Annotated in this window: 15 protein-coding genes; 8 read left to right on the top strand and 7 right to left on the bottom strand. The window is 67.1% G+C overall.

What is annotated here, in order from left to right; genetic code table 11:
- Positions 1-30 precede the first annotated feature (30 nt).
- The 8 genes from ACYVH8_RS00150 (at position 31) to ACYVH8_RS00115 (ending at position 8,827) form a co-directional block, all read left to right on the top strand.
- Positions 31-2,805 (top strand): bifunctional diguanylate cyclase/phosphodiesterase, encoded by a 2,775-nt coding sequence (locus tag ACYVH8_RS00150; protein ID WP_460486853.1) that lies wholly within the window; start codon positions 31-33, stop codon positions 2,803-2,805.
- A gap of 128 nt (positions 2,806-2,933) precedes the next feature.
- Positions 2,934-3,539: a glutathione transferase GstA gene (gene gstA / locus ACYVH8_RS00145; RefSeq protein WP_460486852.1), complete on the top strand. Its 606-nt coding sequence runs from the start codon at positions 2,934-2,936 to the stop codon at positions 3,537-3,539.
- Between the two features lie 180 nt (positions 3,540-3,719).
- Complete coding sequence (locus ACYVH8_RS00140) at positions 3,720-4,157, top strand: universal stress protein (RefSeq protein WP_460486851.1); 438 nt, start codon at positions 3,720-3,722, stop codon at positions 4,155-4,157.
- A 144-nt stretch (positions 4,158-4,301) separates the two neighbouring features.
- A complete protein-coding gene (locus ACYVH8_RS00135) occupies positions 4,302-4,964 on the top strand; it encodes an ArsR/SmtB family transcription factor (protein ID WP_460486850.1) in 663 nt (220 codons plus the stop codon).
- Between the two features lie 253 nt (positions 4,965-5,217).
- Positions 5,218-5,949: an MBL fold metallo-hydrolase gene (locus tag ACYVH8_RS00130; RefSeq protein ID WP_460486849.1), complete on the top strand. Its 732-nt coding sequence runs from the start codon at positions 5,218-5,220 to the stop codon at positions 5,947-5,949.
- Positions 5,950-5,999: 50 nt separating this feature from the next.
- Positions 6,000-7,016: a YeeE/YedE family protein gene (locus ACYVH8_RS00125; protein WP_460486848.1), complete on the top strand. Its 1,017-nt coding sequence runs from the start codon at positions 6,000-6,002 to the stop codon at positions 7,014-7,016.
- A 9-nt stretch (positions 7,017-7,025) separates the two neighbouring features.
- Positions 7,026-8,339: an MFS transporter gene (locus ACYVH8_RS00120; RefSeq protein ID WP_460486847.1), complete on the top strand. Its 1,314-nt coding sequence runs from the start codon at positions 7,026-7,028 to the stop codon at positions 8,337-8,339.
- Positions 8,340-8,368: 29 nt separating this feature from the next.
- On the top strand, positions 8,369-8,827 hold the full coding sequence (locus tag ACYVH8_RS00115; RefSeq protein WP_460486846.1) for a rhodanese-like domain-containing protein: 459 nt from the start codon (positions 8,369-8,371) through the stop codon (positions 8,825-8,827).
- Between the two features lie 112 nt (positions 8,828-8,939).
- On the opposite strand, the gene ACYVH8_RS00110 is transcribed toward ACYVH8_RS00115, so the two are convergent.
- From ACYVH8_RS00110 to gluQRS, 7 genes are all read right to left on the bottom strand, one after another.
- Positions 8,940-10,124 carry a lipid-transfer protein gene (locus ACYVH8_RS00110; RefSeq protein ID WP_460486845.1) on the bottom strand — a complete coding sequence of 395 codons (1,185 nt, stop codon included), beginning with the start codon at positions 10,122-10,124 and terminating at the stop codon, positions 8,940-8,942.
- A gap of 125 nt (positions 10,125-10,249) precedes the next feature.
- Positions 10,250-11,218, bottom strand: coding sequence for a Bug family tripartite tricarboxylate transporter substrate binding protein (locus ACYVH8_RS00105; RefSeq protein ID WP_460486844.1), 969 nt, complete (start codon positions 11,216-11,218; stop codon positions 10,250-10,252).
- Positions 11,219-11,375: 157 nt separating this feature from the next.
- Positions 11,376-12,095 (bottom strand): hypothetical protein, encoded by a 720-nt coding sequence (locus ACYVH8_RS00100; RefSeq protein ID WP_460486843.1) that lies wholly within the window; start codon positions 12,093-12,095, stop codon positions 11,376-11,378.
- Between the two features lie 178 nt (positions 12,096-12,273).
- Positions 12,274-13,935: an L-lactate permease gene (locus ACYVH8_RS00095; RefSeq protein ID WP_460486842.1), complete on the bottom strand. Its 1,662-nt coding sequence runs from the start codon at positions 13,933-13,935 to the stop codon at positions 12,274-12,276.
- 139 nt (positions 13,936-14,074) lie between these two features.
- On the bottom strand, positions 14,075-14,992 hold the full coding sequence (locus tag ACYVH8_RS00090; RefSeq protein ID WP_460486841.1) for an RluA family pseudouridine synthase: 918 nt from the start codon (positions 14,990-14,992) through the stop codon (positions 14,075-14,077).
- Between the two features lie 13 nt (positions 14,993-15,005).
- Complete coding sequence (trmB, locus tag ACYVH8_RS00085; RefSeq protein WP_460486911.1) at positions 15,006-15,701, bottom strand: tRNA (guanosine(46)-N7)-methyltransferase TrmB; 696 nt, start codon at positions 15,699-15,701, stop codon at positions 15,006-15,008.
- Between the two features lie 65 nt (positions 15,702-15,766).
- Entirely contained in the window at positions 15,767-16,675 is a 909-nt protein-coding gene (gene gluQRS / locus ACYVH8_RS00080; RefSeq protein ID WP_460486840.1) for a tRNA glutamyl-Q(34) synthetase GluQRS, read from the bottom strand.
- Positions 16,676-16,747: the final 72 nt, after the last annotated feature.

The raw sequence follows: 16,747 nt of genomic DNA, 5'->3' as shown, positions 1-16,747 counted from the left end.
TGCCTGCAACCGCTGTGGGAGCAGGGCAGCATGTCCATCACCGTCCGCACCTCTTCGATACGAGCCCACCTGCTCCTGCTGGTGCTGGCGGGTTCGATTCCGTTTGCGATCGTGGTCGGGCTGAGCATCTATTACGACGTCCAGCAGACGGTCGCGAGCACCAAGACCTCGCTGCGCACCCTGGCGCAGGCCATGGTCAGCAACACGGGCGGCAAGATCGCCGACGCGCGCCAGACCCTGGAGCGCCTGGCCGAGCGCCCGCTGGTGCGCCGGGTGGACGCCCGCCACTGTGATCCGGCGCTGCTGGGTGTGCACCAGATGATCCCCGGCTTCACCAACATCTCCTACGCCGACCGCGAGGGCCGGATGGTGTGCGCGGCGATACCGCCCCGTAAAGACCGCCCTGTCAGTTTCGCCCGGATGGCCTGGTTCCGGCAGGTGATGCAGGAAAAGCGCTTCACCGTCAGTCTGCCTTACCGGGGGCCGATCACCAACCTGTGGGTGGTGGTGCTGGGCGCACCGATACTGGACGAGCGGCAGGAGGCGATCGGCAGCGTGCAGCTGCCGCTGGACCTGGCGGCGCTGGACCCGCGCATTCCCGCGCAGTACCTGCCGCAGGACAGCCAGTACGGTTTTGTCAGCCCGGATGGCGTGCTGATCTGGCGCAACGTCGATCCGGGCAACCTCATCGGCAGCCGGCCCACTTCCGCCGCGGCACGCAGGGTGACCCAGGTGCGGGATGGCGATTTCGTGGAGGATGCGGCCGACGGCGTGCGACGCTATTTCGCCGTGGTGACGATGCCGGAGACGGGCTGGATCGCCTATGTCGGGGTGCCCGTGGCCGAGGTCTATGCCCCGGCCCAGCGGCGGGCCATTACCGCGGCGGCCATTGCGCTGGTGGCCATGGCCCTGCTGATCGGTCTGGCCCTGTACGTCACGCGCCAGATCGTCAGGCCGATCAGGGCCCTGGAGCAGGCCTCGCGTGCGGTGGAGGGCGGCACGCTCGATGTGCGGGCCGCGGTGTCCGGCCCCCGCGAGATCGCGGCGGTGGCGCAGGGTTTCAACACCATGATCGAGGCCCAGCAGCGGCAGGTCGAGATGCTCAAGGGCAATGTGGAGGAGCTGCGCATTGCGGCTGCAGCCTTCGAGACGCAGGACGGCATGATGGTGACCGACGCCGATTACCGCATCCTGCGGGCGAACCGGGCCATGACGGAGATCACGGGCTACACGTCCGAAGAGCTGGTCGGCCACACACCCAAGATGCTGCGGGCCGACGGCAGGGAGCCATCGGGTTTTCACGAGGAACGTTGGCGCACCGTCATGACCGGGGGGCGCTGGCAGGGTGAGGTGCTGGGCCGGCGCAAGAACGGCGAGACCTATCCCCGCTGGCTGACCATCACGGCGGTGTACGGCGACGATGGCGCCGTCACCCATCTGGTGACCTCGGAGTCGGACATGACGCAGCGCAAGGCGGCGCAGGAGGAGATCACGCGCCTGGCCTTCTTCGACCCGCTGACGATGCTGCCCAACCGGCGCCTGCTGATGGACCGCCTGCAGCATGCGCTGGCCGCCAGCGCGCGCAGCCAGCGCCATGGCGCCTTGATGTTCATCGACCTGGACCACTTCAAGACGCTGAACGACACCCTGGGGCACGACAAGGGGGACCTGCTGCTGCAGCAGGTCGCTTTGCGGCTGAGCGCCTGCATACGCGAGGGCGACACCGTGGCGCGTCTGGGCGGCGACGAGTTCGTGGTGATGCTCGAAGATCTGAGCATCAGCGCCGAGGAAGCGGCGACCCAGGCCGAGCAGGTGGGCGAGAAGATCCTGGACGAGCTGCGCCAGCCCTATGTGCTGGACGGCAAGGAGAAACGCAGCACGCCCAGCATCGGCGTGGTGCTGTTCAGGGGCCATGAGACCTCCATCGAGGATCTGCTCAAGCAGGCCGACCTGGCCATGTACCAGTCCAAGACGCAGGGCCGCGACACCCTGCATTTTTTCGACCCCCGGATGCAGGCCCTGGTGGCCGAGCATGCGGCCCAGGAGGCTCGCCTGCGCGAGGCGGTGCAGGCGGGGCAGTTCGTTTTGTATTACCAGCCGCAGGTGGCGGGGCGGGACCATGTGATGGGTGTGGAGGCGCTGGTGCGCTGGCAGGATCCGCAGCGCGGCATCGTCTCGCCGGCCGAGTTCATCGCCCTGGCCGAGGAGACCGGCCTGATCCTGCCGCTGGGCCTGTGGGTGCTGGAAACCGCCTGCGCCCAGCTGGCGCGCTGGGCCGGGCGGCCCGGGACCCAGCACCTCACCATGGCGGTGAACCTGTCGGCCAGCCAGCTGCGCCAGCCCGGTTTCGTGGCGCAGGTGCTGGCCATCCTGCGCCGCACCGGGGCCAACCCGCGGCGGCTCAAGCTGGAGCTGACCGAGAGCCTGCTGGTGAGCGACGTGGAGACCACCATCGCCAAGATGAGCGCGCTGAAGGCGCAGGGCGTGGGTTTCTCGCTGGACGACTTCGGCACGGGCTATTCCTCGCTGGCTTACCTCAAGCGCCTGCCGCTGGACCAGCTCAAGATCGACCAGGGTTTCGTGCGCGACATCCTGGTCGACAGCAACGATGCGGCCATCGCCCGCATGGTGGTGGTGCTGGCCGAGAGCCTGGGCCTGATGGTCATCGCCGAGGGTGTGGAGTTCGAGGCGCAGCGCGATTTCCTGGACCGCCTGGGCTGCCACGCTTACCAGGGTTACCTCTTCAGCCGCCCGCTGCCGGTGGCGGAGTTCGAGGCTTTTCTGCAGCGCAGCCCCGGGGCCTGAAGGCGCGGGCCACGCCGGGGTTTTGGCGGCGTGACGTGCAAGCTTGCCCGGCTTTGCCTACACTGTTTGCGCTTTCCTGCCGCCTGTGTTTTGCGGGCGGATGCATCCACCCTCAGCGAGACAAGACCATGAAACTCTTCATCAAACCCGGCGCCTGTTCCCTTTCCCCCCACATCGTGCTCGAAGAGCTGGGCCTGAAGTACGACAGCGAAGTGGTGGACCTCAAGGCCAAGACGACGGCCTCGGGCGGTGACTACCTGGCTATCAACCCCAAGGGTTATGTGCCCGCGCTGCAGCTGGACGGCGGCGAGGTGCTGACCGAAGGCCCGGCCATCGTGCAGTACCTGGCCGACAGCCAGCCCGCCAGGAAACTGGCCCCGGCCAACGGCACGGTGGAGCGCTACCGCATGCAGAGCTGGCTGACCTTCATCGGCACCGAGCTGCACAAGCAGTTCAGCCCGCTGTTCAACCCGGCCGCGCCGCAGGAGTGGAAGGACATCTGCCGCGCCAACATCGAACGCCGCCTGGCCTATGTGAATGAGCAGCTGGCCGGCAAGGACTACCTGATGGGCAAGGACTTCAGCGTGGCCGACGCCTATCTGTACACCGTGACGCGCTGGACGAACCCCGTGAAGATCGACATCGGCGGCCTGCCCAATCTGGTGGCCTATATGGCCCGCATGTCCGCCCGCCCGGCGGTGCAGGCGGCGTTGAGGGCCGAAGGCCTGGCCTGAGAGGCCCGGGCCCCCGAGCAGGGTGAGCCGCATGCCACGCCGGCGCACTGAACGGACCACGAGCCGGCCGTGGCCGGGGGAGGAGGGCCCCCGTGCATTTGTGTTTGTGGTTTCTGCACAAAATGCCTAGAATTTAAGCAGCATGCGTTGACCTGTTTCACCCTGACCCGGAGGTGCGGTATGTACAAACAAATCTTGCTGGCATATGACGGTTCAGCCCCCGGCCAGCAGGCCCTGCTGGACAGCCATGAAATCGCGCAGTGGAGCCAGGCCGAACTGACGCTCATCGCCGTGATGCCGCTGCCCATCACCACCATGGGGCCCGAGGGCGGGGTGTACGACGACACGCTGGAGGAGAGCGAAAGGAACCGCTACCAGGCCATCCTCGACACCGGCGTGCGCAAGTTGAAAGAGGCCGGGCTGAGCGCCCGTGGTGAAGTGGTGACCGGGGACCCGGTGCGTGAGCTGGCCCGCGCGGCCACGCGCATCGGCGCCGACCTGATGGTGCTGGGGCACAAGCACCTGGACGGATGGGCGGCGCGCTGGTGGCGGGGGTCCGTCTCCAAGGCCCTGATCGAGCATGCGCCCTGCAGCGTGCTGGTGGTGATCACCCACTGAAAAGCCGGCGGCATCTTTCGCGTCCCTGGTATCGATCCAGGGCGCTCGCCCGTCCCTTGCCTGAGCTGGCCCGACCTGGCGCCGAAATGGGCGCCGATCGGGCGGTGGTTGATTTTTAATTCAAACAAACGTTAGAATGTTCGCATGAAAAAACGCGAAGTCAAAAATCTGCTCTACGAGCAGGTGGCCCGCATCGGCAAGGCCGTCTCCAGCCCCAAGCGGCTGGAGCTGCTGGAGCTGCTGGCCCAGGGGGAGAAGACGGTGGAAGTGCTGGCGACCGAGCTGAGCATCGATGTCAAGCTGGCCAGCGCGCACCTGAAGGCGCTCAAGGCCGCGCGCCTGGTGGAGCACCGGCGCGAGGGCAAGTACATGGTCTACCGCCTGAGCGGCGAAGACGTGGCCCAGCTCTGGGTCACGCTGCGCCTGGTGGCCGAGGAGCACCTGGTGGAACTGCAGCTGGCGCTGCAGAAGATGGTGGCCGCGCCAGAGCAGCTCACCCAGGCCAGTCGCAAGGAGCTGCTGGCCCAGGCCAAACGCGGCGAGATCATCATGCTGGACGTGCGGCCCGAGGAGGAATACGCCGTCGCGCACCTGCCCTATGCGCGATCCATGCCGCTGTCCGAGATCGAGCGCCGCCTGGCCGAGCTGCCCAAGGGCCGCGAGATCGTGGCCTATTGTCGCGGCCCCTTCTGCCTGTTTTCCGAGGAGGCGCAGCAGCTGCTCAAGCGCAAGGGCTACCGCGTGCGCAAGCTGCTCGACGGCGTGGCAGAGTGGCAGGCCGCCGGCATGCCGCTGGAGCGCGGCTGATTCGTGATTCATAGCTGAAGGTATGCCATGGCATCGACCCTGTTCATCCTGAAGGAGGCGCCCCACGGCAGCGGGTGCGCCTGTTCCTGCTGGCCGATGCCGTGGGCTGCGCGCGCGCCGGGCCGAAGCTGCCCGAAGGTCATTGCAACGTGGGGTTCATGCTGGGCAAGGTGGCGCGCAGCGTTCGGCCATGAATGAGCTGACCGACTGGACCGTCAAGGCCGGCAAGGTACTGGTTTTCTAGGAGAGAAACATGTTTTTCAAGCAACTGGCGACGAAGGAAGCGTCGCTGTCCTATTTCTTCGGTTGTGCCACCTATGCCAAAGCGATTGCCGTGGACGTCGTGGAGGGTGATGAACAATGGTTCATCGATGAGGCGAAGAAGGCCGGGGTGTCGATCACGCACGTGATCGACACCCACGTCCATGCCGACCACTACTCGGGCGGGCGCAAGCTGGCCGCAATGCTGGGCACCTCCTACTGCCTGCACGAGGCGGACCGCAATTTCGTGAAGTTCGACTTCGAGCCCCTGCGCGACGGCCAGAAACTGGACCTGGGCAATGTGCAGGTCGAGGTGCTGCACACGCCGGGTCACACGCCTGACAGCGTCTGCCTGCTGGTGACCGACCTTCGCCGCGGTGGCGTGCCCTGGTTCGTGGTGACGGGCGACACGCTCTTCGTCGGCGCCGTCGGCCGCCCCGACCTGGCGGGCCAGGAGCGCGTGATGGCGGGCCAGCTCTACGACTCGCTGCAGGCCAGACTGATGAGCCTTCCGGCCGACCTGGAGATCTACCCCGGCCACCAGGCCGGCAGCGCCTGTGGCGTCGGCCTGTCGGGCAAGCCGTCTTCGACCATCGGCTTCGAGAAGCGCTGGAACCCGGTGCTTTCCATGAGCCGTGAGGATTTCATCGCCGAACTCACGCGCGAGATCCCGCCGCGCCCGGCCGAAATGGACCGCATGGTCGCGGTCAATATGGCGGCCTGAACGGGCGCAATGCAAGTATTCATCGGAGCAAAGATTTGGAAACAGGTTCTGTGAACCTGCCCCTGTGGGGTGGGCTGGTACTGGGCGTGCTGCTCGGTGTGGTGCTGCAACGCAGCGGCTTCTGCGCGCGCGCCGCGCTGGCTGACGCCTTCGAGGGCAAAGACAAGGCTCGCCTGCGCTCTTTTCTGCTGGCCGTGCTCGTGACCCTGCTGGGCACGCAGCTGCTGGCCGGCTTCGGCCTCGTGCAGCTGGGCGGCACGCCCTACCTGCGGGCCAGCGTCCCGCTGCTGGGCTTGCTGATCGGTGGTCTGCTGTTTGGCGCCGGCATGATGCTGGCCGGTGGTTGCCCGAGCCGCCTCATCGTGCGCGCCGCGCAGGGGCAGGGCGCGGCGCTGTTGAGCTGGCTGGTGTTCGTGCTCGCCATCATGGCCAGCCTGGAAGGCGTGCTGGCGCCGGTGCGCGAGATGCTGAGTGGCCCGGCTGTGCAGCTGCCGGCAGCATCGCTGCCAGCCCTGTTCGGTGGTATGCCGGCCTGGCTGATCACGCTGATCCTGACCGGCGCGATCGTGCTGTTCCTGCTGCGCGCACCGCGCCCGTCGGCGTGGTGGGGGTGGCGCCTGCCCCTGGCCGGCGCCCTGGTCGGCCTGCTGGTGGCGGTGAGCTGGTACGTGAGCATTGCCGGCGCGGACGAGTTCGAGACACCGGTGCTCAGCTCGCTGGCCTTCGTGGCGCCGGCGCAGGACCTGCTGCGCTACGTTGCGATGGAGCGTCTGGGTTTCCCGCTCAAGTTCGGCTCCGCCTCGGTGCTGGGTGTCTTCATCGGCGCTTTCGCCAGCGCCCTGCTGGCGCGCCAGTTCGCCTGGACCGCACCCACGGGCGCGCAGATGTTGCGCAACCTGGCCGGCGCTGTGCTGATGGCCCTGGGTGGCATCCTGGCCATGGGCTGCACCATCGGCCAGGGCATGGCCGGTGTGGCCACGCTCTCGGTTTCCAGCCTGATCGTTGTGGCGGCCATGGTGCTGGGGGCCTGGCTGGCGCAGCGCACGCTGCTGCGCACGGCGAATTGAGAGGCGGCCATGAGTGAATTCACCCAGGCGCGCCACGAGGCGCAGGATGTCCTGCACGGCATCCGCCACAACCTGCCGCAGTTCCTTCATCAGCTGCTGCAGGTGCTGCTGGTGGGCCTGACCATCGGCATGACGCGCACCGTGGTGCCGGCACTGGCGAGCGAGGAGTTCGGCGTGCCCAAGGGCTCCTTCATGCTGCTGATCTCTTTTGTCGTGGCCTTCGGCTTCGTCAAGGGCACGCTCAACTTCGTGGCCGGTCGCCTGTCGGAAAACATCGGTCGCAGGAAGGTGCTGCTGCTGGGCTGGCTCAGTGCGCTGCCCATTCCCTTCATGATCCTCTGGGCGCCGAGCTGGGGCTGGATCGTCGCGGCCACGGTGCTGCTGGGCGTGAATCAGGGCTTCGCCTGGTCCATGACGCAGACCTCTAAGCTGGACCTCACGCGCCCCGAGCAGCGCGGCCTTGCCATCGGCCTGAACGAATTCGCAGGGTATGTGGGCGTGGCGATTGCCGGCATCGTCACCGGCTACCTGGCCGCGGCCTGGGGCGCACGCAACGGCCTGCTGGTCTTCGGCCTGGTGGTGATCGTCTCGGCGTTGCTGCTGACGCTGTTCTTCGTCAAGGAGACGCTGCCCTGGGCCCAGGCCGAAGGCGCACGGCATGCGGCGGGCAAGGCGGCGGGACCCGTGCCGCGCTATCCCAGGGGCGTGCCGGCCAGCCCGAGCACCTGGCAGATGTTCCAGCTCATGAGCTGGCGCGACCGCCGCCTGGCCGCGCTGTGCCAGGCCGGCCTGGTGGAGAAGTTCGTCGATGCGCTGATCTGGGTCTTCTACCCGGTGTTCCTCTACCAGCAGGGCCTGAGCCTGCCGCAGGTGGGCTGGGTCATCGGCGTCTACGGTTTTGTGTGGGGCGGCTCGCAGCTCTTCACCGGCAAGCTGTCGGACCGCATCGGTCGCCATGGGCCCAACGTGGCCGGCATGTGGCTCTGCGGCGTCGGCGTGGCCATGATGCTGCTGGGTTCCGGTGTGGCCTGGTGGTCGCTCTCGGCGGCGGTGTCGGGCCTGGGCATGGCGCTGCTGTACCCGAATCTCTCGGCCGCCGTGGCCGACATCTCGCACCCCAACTGGCGCGGCTCGGCCATCGGCATCTACCGCTTCTGGCGCGACCTGGGCTACGGCATCGGCGCGCTGGGCCTGGGCGGGGTGGCGCATTTCAGCGGCCACATGGAAGGTGCGTTCTGGTTCGTGGCCATTTCCATGATGCTGTCGGGCGGCCTGCTGTGGCTATTCGGTGAAGAAACCCACCCGCGACTGAACCCGGCCTGAATCCCGACTCTTCTGACTCAAGGACAACCGTGAAAAAACTGCTGACCCTCTCCCTGATCGCGCTGTCTGCTGGTGTCGCCGGCTTGCCGGCCCATGCCGACGACAAGGCTGTCATCGATGCCATGGAGGGCTACTTCGAATTCGTCGACTACGGCGGCGCCACCATCTTCCCCGAGCAGATTCCCGGGGGTGACTGGAAGAAGTTCTTTGTCATCGACGCGCGCGACAAGGGCCAGTTCGACAAGGGCCACATCCCCGGTGCGCTCAACATCGAATGGCGCCAGGTGCTGGCCAGGCGTAACGAGATCCCGAAGGACAAGCCGGTGCTGATCTACTGCAACCAGGGCACGCTGTCGGCCCAGGCCGGGCTGGCCCTGCGCCTGGCCGGCTACGAGAACGTGCGCATCCTGCAGGGTGGCATGAGCGAGTGGCAGGCCAAGGGCGGCTTCGAAGCGTCGGCCAAGGCCAACGGCGCGCCCAAGCACTGATACACGACTTCGCGTTCAAAGATAGTCCCGTTCGCCCTGAGCCTGTCGAAGGGCTGCAGGGGCTTCGACAGGCTCAGCCCGAACGGTTCTTGTTGAATGAGCGCAGTCGGTATCAAGCCCGCTCGTACAGCGTCACCACACAGGCCCCGCCCAGGCCCAGGTTGTGCTGCAGGGCCAGGCGCGCATCATTCACCTGGCGTGCGCCGGCCTGGCCGCGCAGCTGTTGCACGAGCTCCATGCATTGCGCCAGGCCCGTGGCGCCCAGCGGATGGCCCTTGCTGAGCAGGCCGCCCGAGGGGTTGGTGACGAACTGGCCGCCATAGCTGTTGTCGCCATCCATCACGAACTTCTCCGCGCCGCCCTCGGGGCACAGGCCCAGGGCTTCGTAGCTGATGAGTTCGTTCTGCGCGAAGCAGTCGTGCAGTTCCACCACGTCCACGTCCTGCGGGGAAACACCAGCCTGTTCGTAGACCTGGCGCGCGGCCTCCTTCGCCATCGAGAAACCGACCACTTCGCGCATGTCGCGCGCGTCGAAGCTGCGCGCGGTGTCGGTTGTCATGGCCTGGGCGCGGATGCGCACCGAGCGGTCCAGGCCGTGTTTCTGTGCGAAGGCGTCGGAGCAGATCACGGCTGCGGCGGCGCCGCAGGTGGGCGGGCAGGCCATCAGGCGCGTCATGACGCCGTTCCACAGCATGGGCGCGGCCATCACGTCCTCGGTTGACACTTCCTTGCGGAACAGGGCCAGCGGGTTGTGCGCGGCGTGGCGGCTGGCCTTGGCGCGGATGGCGGCGAAGGTTTCCAGCTTCGTGCCGTACTGCTGCATGTGGGCCAGGCCGGCGCCGCCGAAATAGCGCAGGGCCAGCGGGATTTCGGCGTGGCCCACGAGTTCCTCGGTGGCAGTGTCGAAGCGGTCGAAGGGCGAGGGCCGGTCGTTGAAGACCGCGCCCAGGGCGCCGGGGCTCATGTGCTCGAAACCCAGGGCCAGCACGCAGTCCGCCGCGCCGCTGGCCACGGCCTGGCGGGCCAGGAAGAGGGCGGTGGAGCCGGTGGAGCAGTTGTTGTTGACGTTGACGATGGGGATGCCGCTCATGCCCACTTCGTAGAGCGCGCGCTGGCCGGCGGTGGAGTCGCCGTAGACGTAGCCCACATAGGCCTGCTGGATCTGCGCGTAGTCCAGGCCGGCGTCGGCCAGGGCGGCGCGTGTGGCCTCGGCGGCCATTTCGGGGTAGGGGCGGTTGGCGCCTGGCTTGGCAAAAGCGATCATGCCGACACCGGTGACCAGGACGTTGCGGGACATGGGGAGCTCCACAGATTTGCAATCTGCCAGCTTAGCACCGGCGTTGCAGTGTTCAGGCCGCCAGGGTTCGACGCCGGTGTCCACGGCCAGCGCCGGGGCTCCTGCGGGCCCCGGTCGATCGCGACTTACTCGGGCTTGATGTCGGCCTTCTTGACCACCATGCCCCAGGTGTCGTACTCGCGCTGCATGTAGGCGGCGAGTTCGGCCGGGGTGCCGGGGCTGGGCGACAGGCCCTTGAGCTCAAGTTCCTTCACGACGGCGGGGTCCTTCAGGATCTTGACCAGCACCTGGTTGAGGCGGGTCACCACGGCCTTGGGCGTCTTGGCCGGCACCACATAGGCGTACCAGTTGAGCGTGTCGAAGCCGGGGTAGCCCTGCTCGGCCACGGTGGGAACGTCGGGCATCAGCGGGTCACGCTTGAGGCCGGTGGTGGCCAGGGCGCGCACCTTGCCGGTCTTGATGTGCGGGCCGGCCGTGGGCGGCGTGGCCATGAAGGAATCGACCTCGCCGCCAAGCAAGCCCAGCATGGCCGGGCCGCCGCCCTTGTAGGCGATGTGGGTGATATCGATGTCGGCCTTGATCTTGAGCAGCTCGCCCGCCAGGTGGCCGGCGCCGCCGATGCCGGGCGAGGCATAGGTCAGCTTGCCGGGCTGGGCCTTGGCCAGCTTCACGAAGTCGGCCAGGTTTTTCACCGGCAGGTCGGGTTTGACCACCAGCACGTTGGAGAAGACCACGGCCATCGTGACCGGAGCGAAGTCCTGCAGCGGCTTGTAGGGCAGCTTGGCGTTCATGTGCGGGGCGACGGTGAGCGACCCCACGCTGCCCAGCAGCAGGGTGTGGCCGTCGGCCTCGGCGCGCGCCACGAAATCGGTGGCGATGTTGCCGCCGGCGCCGGCCTTGTTGTCCACCACCACGTTCTGCTTGAGCTCGTCGCCCAGGTGCTTGGCGATGATGCGGGCCACGGCGTCGGTGGCGCCGCCGGGAGCGAAGCCCACCACCATGGTGAGGGGTTTGGTCGGCCAGTTGCTCTGGGCCATGGCTGGGGCCGTGACAAGCAATGCACCCAGGGCGAGTGCGAGCGTCTTGAATTTCATGAAATCTCCTCGAGAGTACGGGGCCCGCCGCCGGCGGGCAGATGCAATCCAGGAGTATAGGAAGCGGGGCCGGCCAGCCGTCCTTGGTTTTTACGTAGTGGGCGATCAGAAAAAATGATGGCCCCATGGCTGAGACCGTGAACAGGCTCTTGGGCGATTACCAGCGCAGGCCCAGCTTCACACCCCAGGAGGTGGTGTTCCCGGTCTTGTCGCCTTCGAAGGTCAGGTTGAGCAGGCCCAGGCTCATGCTGGCGCCGGCGAAGAGTTTGCCCTGGTTGAAGCTCTCCCCGGCCAGGCTGCCGGCATTGGGCGAGCTATTGACCCAGACCTGGCCTGCCCCGACATAAGGCGTGAGCATGGCGAAGCCCTTGGAGATGGAGACGTCCAGGCTGCGCGTGCTCAGTGCCAGCTGATCGGAGCCGCTCATGCGGGTCAGGGCCCCGCGTACGCCGATGGCGGGCGTGGCCACGCCGCCTTTGAGCAGCGCGTAGCGCAGTTCGCCCCCGGTCACGGTGGTGCCCAGGGACGGAACGCTGGCGACGAAGGCGCCGATATCAAAGCCCAGGGGCAGGCCCTTGTGCAGATTCAGCCGGGTGGTCAGCAGGGTGTCCAGGGAACCGAGGCTGGCGCCCGCCTTGGAGAGGGCGGCGGCGCTGCGCGAGACGTCGGTGCCGGTGACGGCCACGCCGATGTCGAAGCCGGTGATGCCCTGGTCTTCGGTCGGCAGCAGCGGCTTGTAGCTCAAGGCCGCGCCGAGGTCTTCGGAGGCCGTGCGTAACTCGGCCTGCGTCAGCGTGCCGAGCGAGGAGAGGTTACCAGCCTGGGCGGTCTGGGCCAGCAGCGTGGCGAGGGCCAGCAGGTGAAGGACTTTTTTCATGGGATGCCTGGCGGTGGTTTGTGACGACGTGAGTATCGCAGGATGAGCGAAGCCAGTGTTTCAAGGCGTATCGTCCGCGCGTCGGTTCGCCTTGGCTTTCCTTGGGCTGTTGCTTTGCGGCGACCGTGGCAACAAAAAAGACCGCCGAGGCGGTCTTGTCCGGTTCATGGGGAGCCGTTCAGCGCACGACCATGAGCGTGAAGGGGTAGACGTAGGCCTGCAGCGTCACCAGGATGCCGACCAGGCAGGCCAGCGCGATGGAGTGGAAGAACACATAGCGCAGGATGTCGCCTTCGTGGTTGAACCAGCGGGTGGCGGTGGAGGCCACCACGATGGACTGCGCGTCGATCATCTTGCCCATGACGCCGCCCGAGCTGTTGGCCGCGCCCATCAGGTTGGGTGACAGCCCCAGCTGTTCGGAGGCCACCTTCTGCATGCCGCCGAACAGCACGTTGGAGGCGGTGTCGGAACCCGTGAGCGCCACGCCCAGCCAGCCCATCAGCGTGCCGAAGAAGGGGTAGAACACGCCGGTGGCCGCGAAGGCGAGACCCAGCGTGGTGTCCAGGCCGGAGTAGCGCGTCAGCGTGCCCAGGGCCAGCATCAGCACGATGGTGATCAGCGAGTACTTCACCAGCCAGATGGTCTTGCCGTAGGCCTTGAGCAGGGCCGGGATGCCGTAACCCATGGTCAGACCGCCCACCACGGCCGCCAGCAGGATGCCGGAGCCGGTGGCCGAGAGCAGGTTGAGCACGTATTCGGCACCTTCGGTTGTCGGGGTGGGTACCACCGGCGGCATCTTTTCGATCAGCTTGTGCAGGCCTTCGATGGCGAACTTGGGGCTGAAGAGGGTGTTGAGGAAGTTCTTGACGACCGGCAGACCCCAGATGAAGACGAAGACCGTCAGGATGACCCAAGGGGTCCAGGCCTTGATCACGGTGGCGCGGTCGTGTTTGGCCGGTGGCTGCGCGGTGTGGCCTGCCCCACCGTCTTTTTCATGCCCCTTGAGCGAGACCGAGGTCCAGATCTCGGAGGGTTTCCAGACACGCAGGAACAGCACCAGCGCGCTCATGGAGCACAGGGCGGCGATCACGTCGACCAGCTCGGGGCCCATGTAGTTGGACACCAGGAACTGCGGGATGGCGAAGCTCACGCCCGTGACCAGGATGGCGGGCCAGATCTGCTTCATGCCGCGCCAGCCGGCGAAGGCCCAGATCAGCCAGAACGGCACCAGCAGCGAGAAGAAGGGCAACTGGCGGCCGATCATGGCCGACACGGCCATCACGTCGTAGCCGTGCACCTTGGCCAGCGTGATGACCGGGGTGCCCAGCGCGCCGTAGGCCACGGGTGCGGTGTTGGCGATCAGGCTCAGGCCCGAGGCGGCCAAAGGCGAGAAGCCCAGACCGATCAGGATGGCCGCCGTCACGGCCACCGGTGTGCCGAAGCCGGCCGCGCCCTCGAAGAAGGCGCCGAAGGCGAAGGCGATCAGCAGCAGTTGCAGGCGGCGGTCCTCGGTGATGCCGGCGATCGAATCCTGCAACACCTTGAAGCTGCCGTTCTGTTCGGTGAGCTGGTGCAGGAAGATGATGTTGAGCACGATCCAGCCGATCGGCAGCAGGCCCGTGAGGCCGCCCAGGATGGCGGCCTTGCCGGCCATCTCGCCCGGCATGCCAAACACGAAGACCGCGATGATCAAAGCGCTGGCCAGACCTGCGGCGGCGGCGATGTGCGCCTTGAGGTGCAGGAAGCCCAGACCGACCAGCATCACCACCACCGGCACCGCCGCCAGCAGGGTGGACAGGGCCATATTGCCCATGGGGTTGTATGCCTGTTGCCAAACCATATTTTTGCTCCTGGATCTGTGGATGGGCATGCGTCCGGTGTCCGGTCCGCAAAGTTGAACGGGTGACAGGGCGCAGTCACGCCATATGCCACATCGTCTGCGCGTGGATTCTAGAGGGCAAACGCGAGTCAGCCTGTGGTCAGCTGCTTGTCAGTTTGCGTTGGCTTTCGAAGTGGCGCGCCTGCCCGGTGACCGGGTCGGTGAAGGCGATGCCACGCGCCAGCAGTTGCAGGGGGCGGCCAAAATCGTGCTCGATAGGGCCCGGGCCATGCACGACCTCCGGGTAGAACAGATCGCCCATGATGGGGCGGCCCAGCGCGTTCATGTGCACCCGCAATTGATGCGTCTTGCCGCTGCGCGGGTACAGGCGGTAGCGCGCCCACGCGCCCAGGGGCTCGATCAGCTCGATACGGGTTTCGCTGTTGGGCTCGCCGGCCAGTTCACGCTGGCGAAAGAAAAACTCATCTTCCACGATACGGCTGCGGTACACGGGGGGCAGCGGCAGGTCAGCCCGCAAGGGGGCGATGGCCTCATAGACTTTTTCCACGCGCTGCTCGCGGAACAGGGTCTGGTAGGCGCCGCGGTCCTGCGCGCGCACGCTGAACACCACCAGGCCGGCGGTCTCGCGGTCGATGCGGTGTATGGGGCTCAGGGTCTCGATGCCGGTGCGGCGTTTGAGGCGCACCAGCAGGGTCTGCTGCACGTAACGGCCGGTGGGCGTGACGGGCAGGAAGTGCGGCTTGTCGGCGACCAGCAGGTGCGCGTCCTGGTAGAGGATGGCTTCCTCGAAGGGGATGAGGGGCTCGGTTTCGAGTTCGCGGTAGTAATAGACGCGGGTGCCGGGGGCAAAGGGCGCGTCGGGCCGCAACGGGGTACCTTGCTCATCGAGTACGCAACCCTGGGCCATGCGCTGCATCCATTGCACGCTGCTGACGGCAGGCAGGCGTTCGGCCAGGAAGTCGATCAGCCGCAGCCAGGGACCGTGGGGCAGGGCCACGCAACTGGCGCTCACCCCCTCGACCATGGGCGGCTTGTGACGGTGTGGTGGGCGGCTCATGGCCGGGGCCGGTTCAGGTCCGGATAAAGACCAGATCCCAGACGCCGTGGCCCAGGCGCAGGCCGCGTTTCTCGAACTTGGTCAGGGGGCGGTATTCGGGCTTGGGGGCATAAGCCTCGGCGCTGTTCTTCAGCAGCGGCTCGGCGCCCAGCACTTCCAGCATCTGCCGGGCATAGGGTTCCCAGTCGGTGGCGCAGTGCAGGTAGCCCCCGGGTTTGAGGCGCGCGGCCAGCTTGGCCACCAGGGGCGCCTGCAAGAGGCGGCGCTTGTGGTGCTTGGTCTTGTGCCAGGGGTCGGGGAAAAAGATGTGCACGCCGTCCAGGCTCTGCTCGGGCAGCATGTGGTCCAGCACCTCGACGGCATCGTGCTGCAGGATGCGCAGGTTGGTGAGTTCACGTTCGCCGATGTGCTTGAGCAGGGCGCCGACGCCGGGTTCGTGCACCTCGCAGCCCAGGAAGTTCTTCTCGCGCATCAGGTCGGCGATGTGCGCCGTGGCGTCGCCCATGCCGAAGCCGATCTCCAGGACCAGCGGGCGGTTTGCGGCCTCGGCGCCGAAAGCAGCCAGGCGGTCCAGCGGCGCGGCCGTGTAGGGCAACACAAAACGCGGGCCATAGAGCTCGAAGGCCTTGGCCTGACCCGTGGTGGTGCGGCCGGCGCGTTTGACGAAACTCTTGATGGTCTTGGGGAAATCGACGCCGGGCGGCGGCAGGCGGCGCCGGTCTTTGGGCGGGGTTGACGCGGCTGCGTCCTGTTCGGGGGGCTTGGGGGTATCGGTCACGGACCGATTTTACTTGGCGGTCCCCAGGTGGCGGCCCATTGCGCCGTCGCGGCAGCCAGCCAGTCGCCCACACTGGCGCCCGTCACCCGCAGGCCCAGCACGGCGCCAGCCGCGTTCAGCGCGGCCAGCGGGTTCCGCGTGTCCAGCGCCTGCGCACCGTTCTGCTTGCTGAGTTTCTCGCCGTTCGCGCCCAGCACCAGCGCGGTGTGCAGGTAAGCCGGGGTGGGCAGGCCCAGGGCGCCTTGCAACAGGATCTGCCGTGCGGTGTTGTCGCTCAGGTCTGCGCCGCGCACGATGTGCGTGATGCCCTGGGCCCCATCGTCCACCACCACGGCCAGCTGGTAGGCAAAGCAGCCGTCGGCGCGCTTGAGCACGAAATCGCCCACCTCGGTTTCCACGTCCTGCGCCTGCGGGCCCAGTCGGCGGTCGGTCCAGGGCAGGGCGCCGGCGTTCACACGCAGGCGCCAGGCTCGCGCCGGCCTGCCCTGCAGGCCGTGACGGCAGGTGCCGGGGTAGACCCGCTCGCCGTGGCGGGGCTTCTCACGCCCCAGGCGCGACAGTTCGTTCTCGATGTCCCTGCGTGAACAGGCGCAGGGATAGGCCAGGCCGCGTGTGGCCAGGTTGTCGAGGGTTTGCTGATAAAGCGCGCTGCGTTGCGACTGGTAGGTCGGTGGTTCGTCGGGGTGCAGCCCGCAGTCGGCAAGCTGCCGCAGCATGGTCAGGTCGGCCCCGGGGATGCAGCGCGGCAGGTCCACATCCTCGATGCGCACCAGCCAGCGCCCGCCGTGGGCGCGCGCATCGAGCCAGCTCGCCAGCGCCGCCACCAGCGAACCGGCGTGCAGCGGGCCGGTGGGTGAGGGCGCGAAGCGGCCGATGTACTCAGTCACGGTGTGCAAAAGAGGCATGACGGCATGCATCCGTTCGCGTTGAGCTTGGCCTGTCCTGAGCTTGTCGACGGGGCGAAACGCTCAGCCGAT

This window comes from Curvibacter fontanus (genome assembly GCF_054780335.1).
The sequence above is the reverse complement of the archived record's forward strand: the minus strand, read 5'-3'. Positions and strand labels throughout refer to the sequence as shown.

Bases quoted from the DNA above. Each gene is read 5' to 3' on its own strand.
- ACYVH8_RS00100 (WP_460486843.1), bottom strand. From the start codon at position 12,095: ATGAAAAAAGTCCTTCACCTGCTGGCCCTCGCCACGCTGCTGGCCCAG.
- ACYVH8_RS00130 (WP_460486849.1), top strand. From the start codon at position 5,218: ATGTTTTTCAAGCAACTGGCGACGAAGGAAGCGTCGCTGTCCTATTTC.
- ACYVH8_RS00095 (WP_460486842.1), bottom strand. From the start codon at position 13,935: ATGGTTTGGCAACAGGCATACAACCCCATGGGCAATATGGCCCTGTCC.
- ACYVH8_RS00110 (WP_460486845.1), bottom strand. From the start codon at position 10,124: ATGTCCCGCAACGTCCTGGTCACCGGTGTCGGCATGATCGCTTTTGCC.
- ACYVH8_RS00140 (WP_460486851.1), top strand. From the start codon at position 3,720: ATGTACAAACAAATCTTGCTGGCATATGACGGTTCAGCCCCCGGCCAG.
- ACYVH8_RS00090 (WP_460486841.1), bottom strand. From the start codon at position 14,992: ATGAGCCGCCCACCACACCGTCACAAGCCGCCCATGGTCGAGGGGGTG.
- ACYVH8_RS00120 (WP_460486847.1), top strand. From the start codon at position 7,026: ATGAGTGAATTCACCCAGGCGCGCCACGAGGCGCAGGATGTCCTGCAC.
- gluQRS (WP_460486840.1), bottom strand. From the start codon at position 16,675: ATGCCTCTTTTGCACACCGTGACTGAGTACATCGGCCGCTTCGCGCCC.
- gstA (WP_460486852.1), top strand. From the start codon at position 2,934: ATGAAACTCTTCATCAAACCCGGCGCCTGTTCCCTTTCCCCCCACATC.
- ACYVH8_RS00150 (WP_460486853.1), top strand. From the start codon at position 31: ATGTCCATCACCGTCCGCACCTCTTCGATACGAGCCCACCTGCTCCTG.
- ACYVH8_RS00105 (WP_460486844.1), bottom strand. From the start codon at position 11,218: ATGAAATTCAAGACGCTCGCACTCGCCCTGGGTGCATTGCTTGTCACG.
- ACYVH8_RS00135 (WP_460486850.1), top strand. From the start codon at position 4,302: ATGAAAAAACGCGAAGTCAAAAATCTGCTCTACGAGCAGGTGGCCCGC.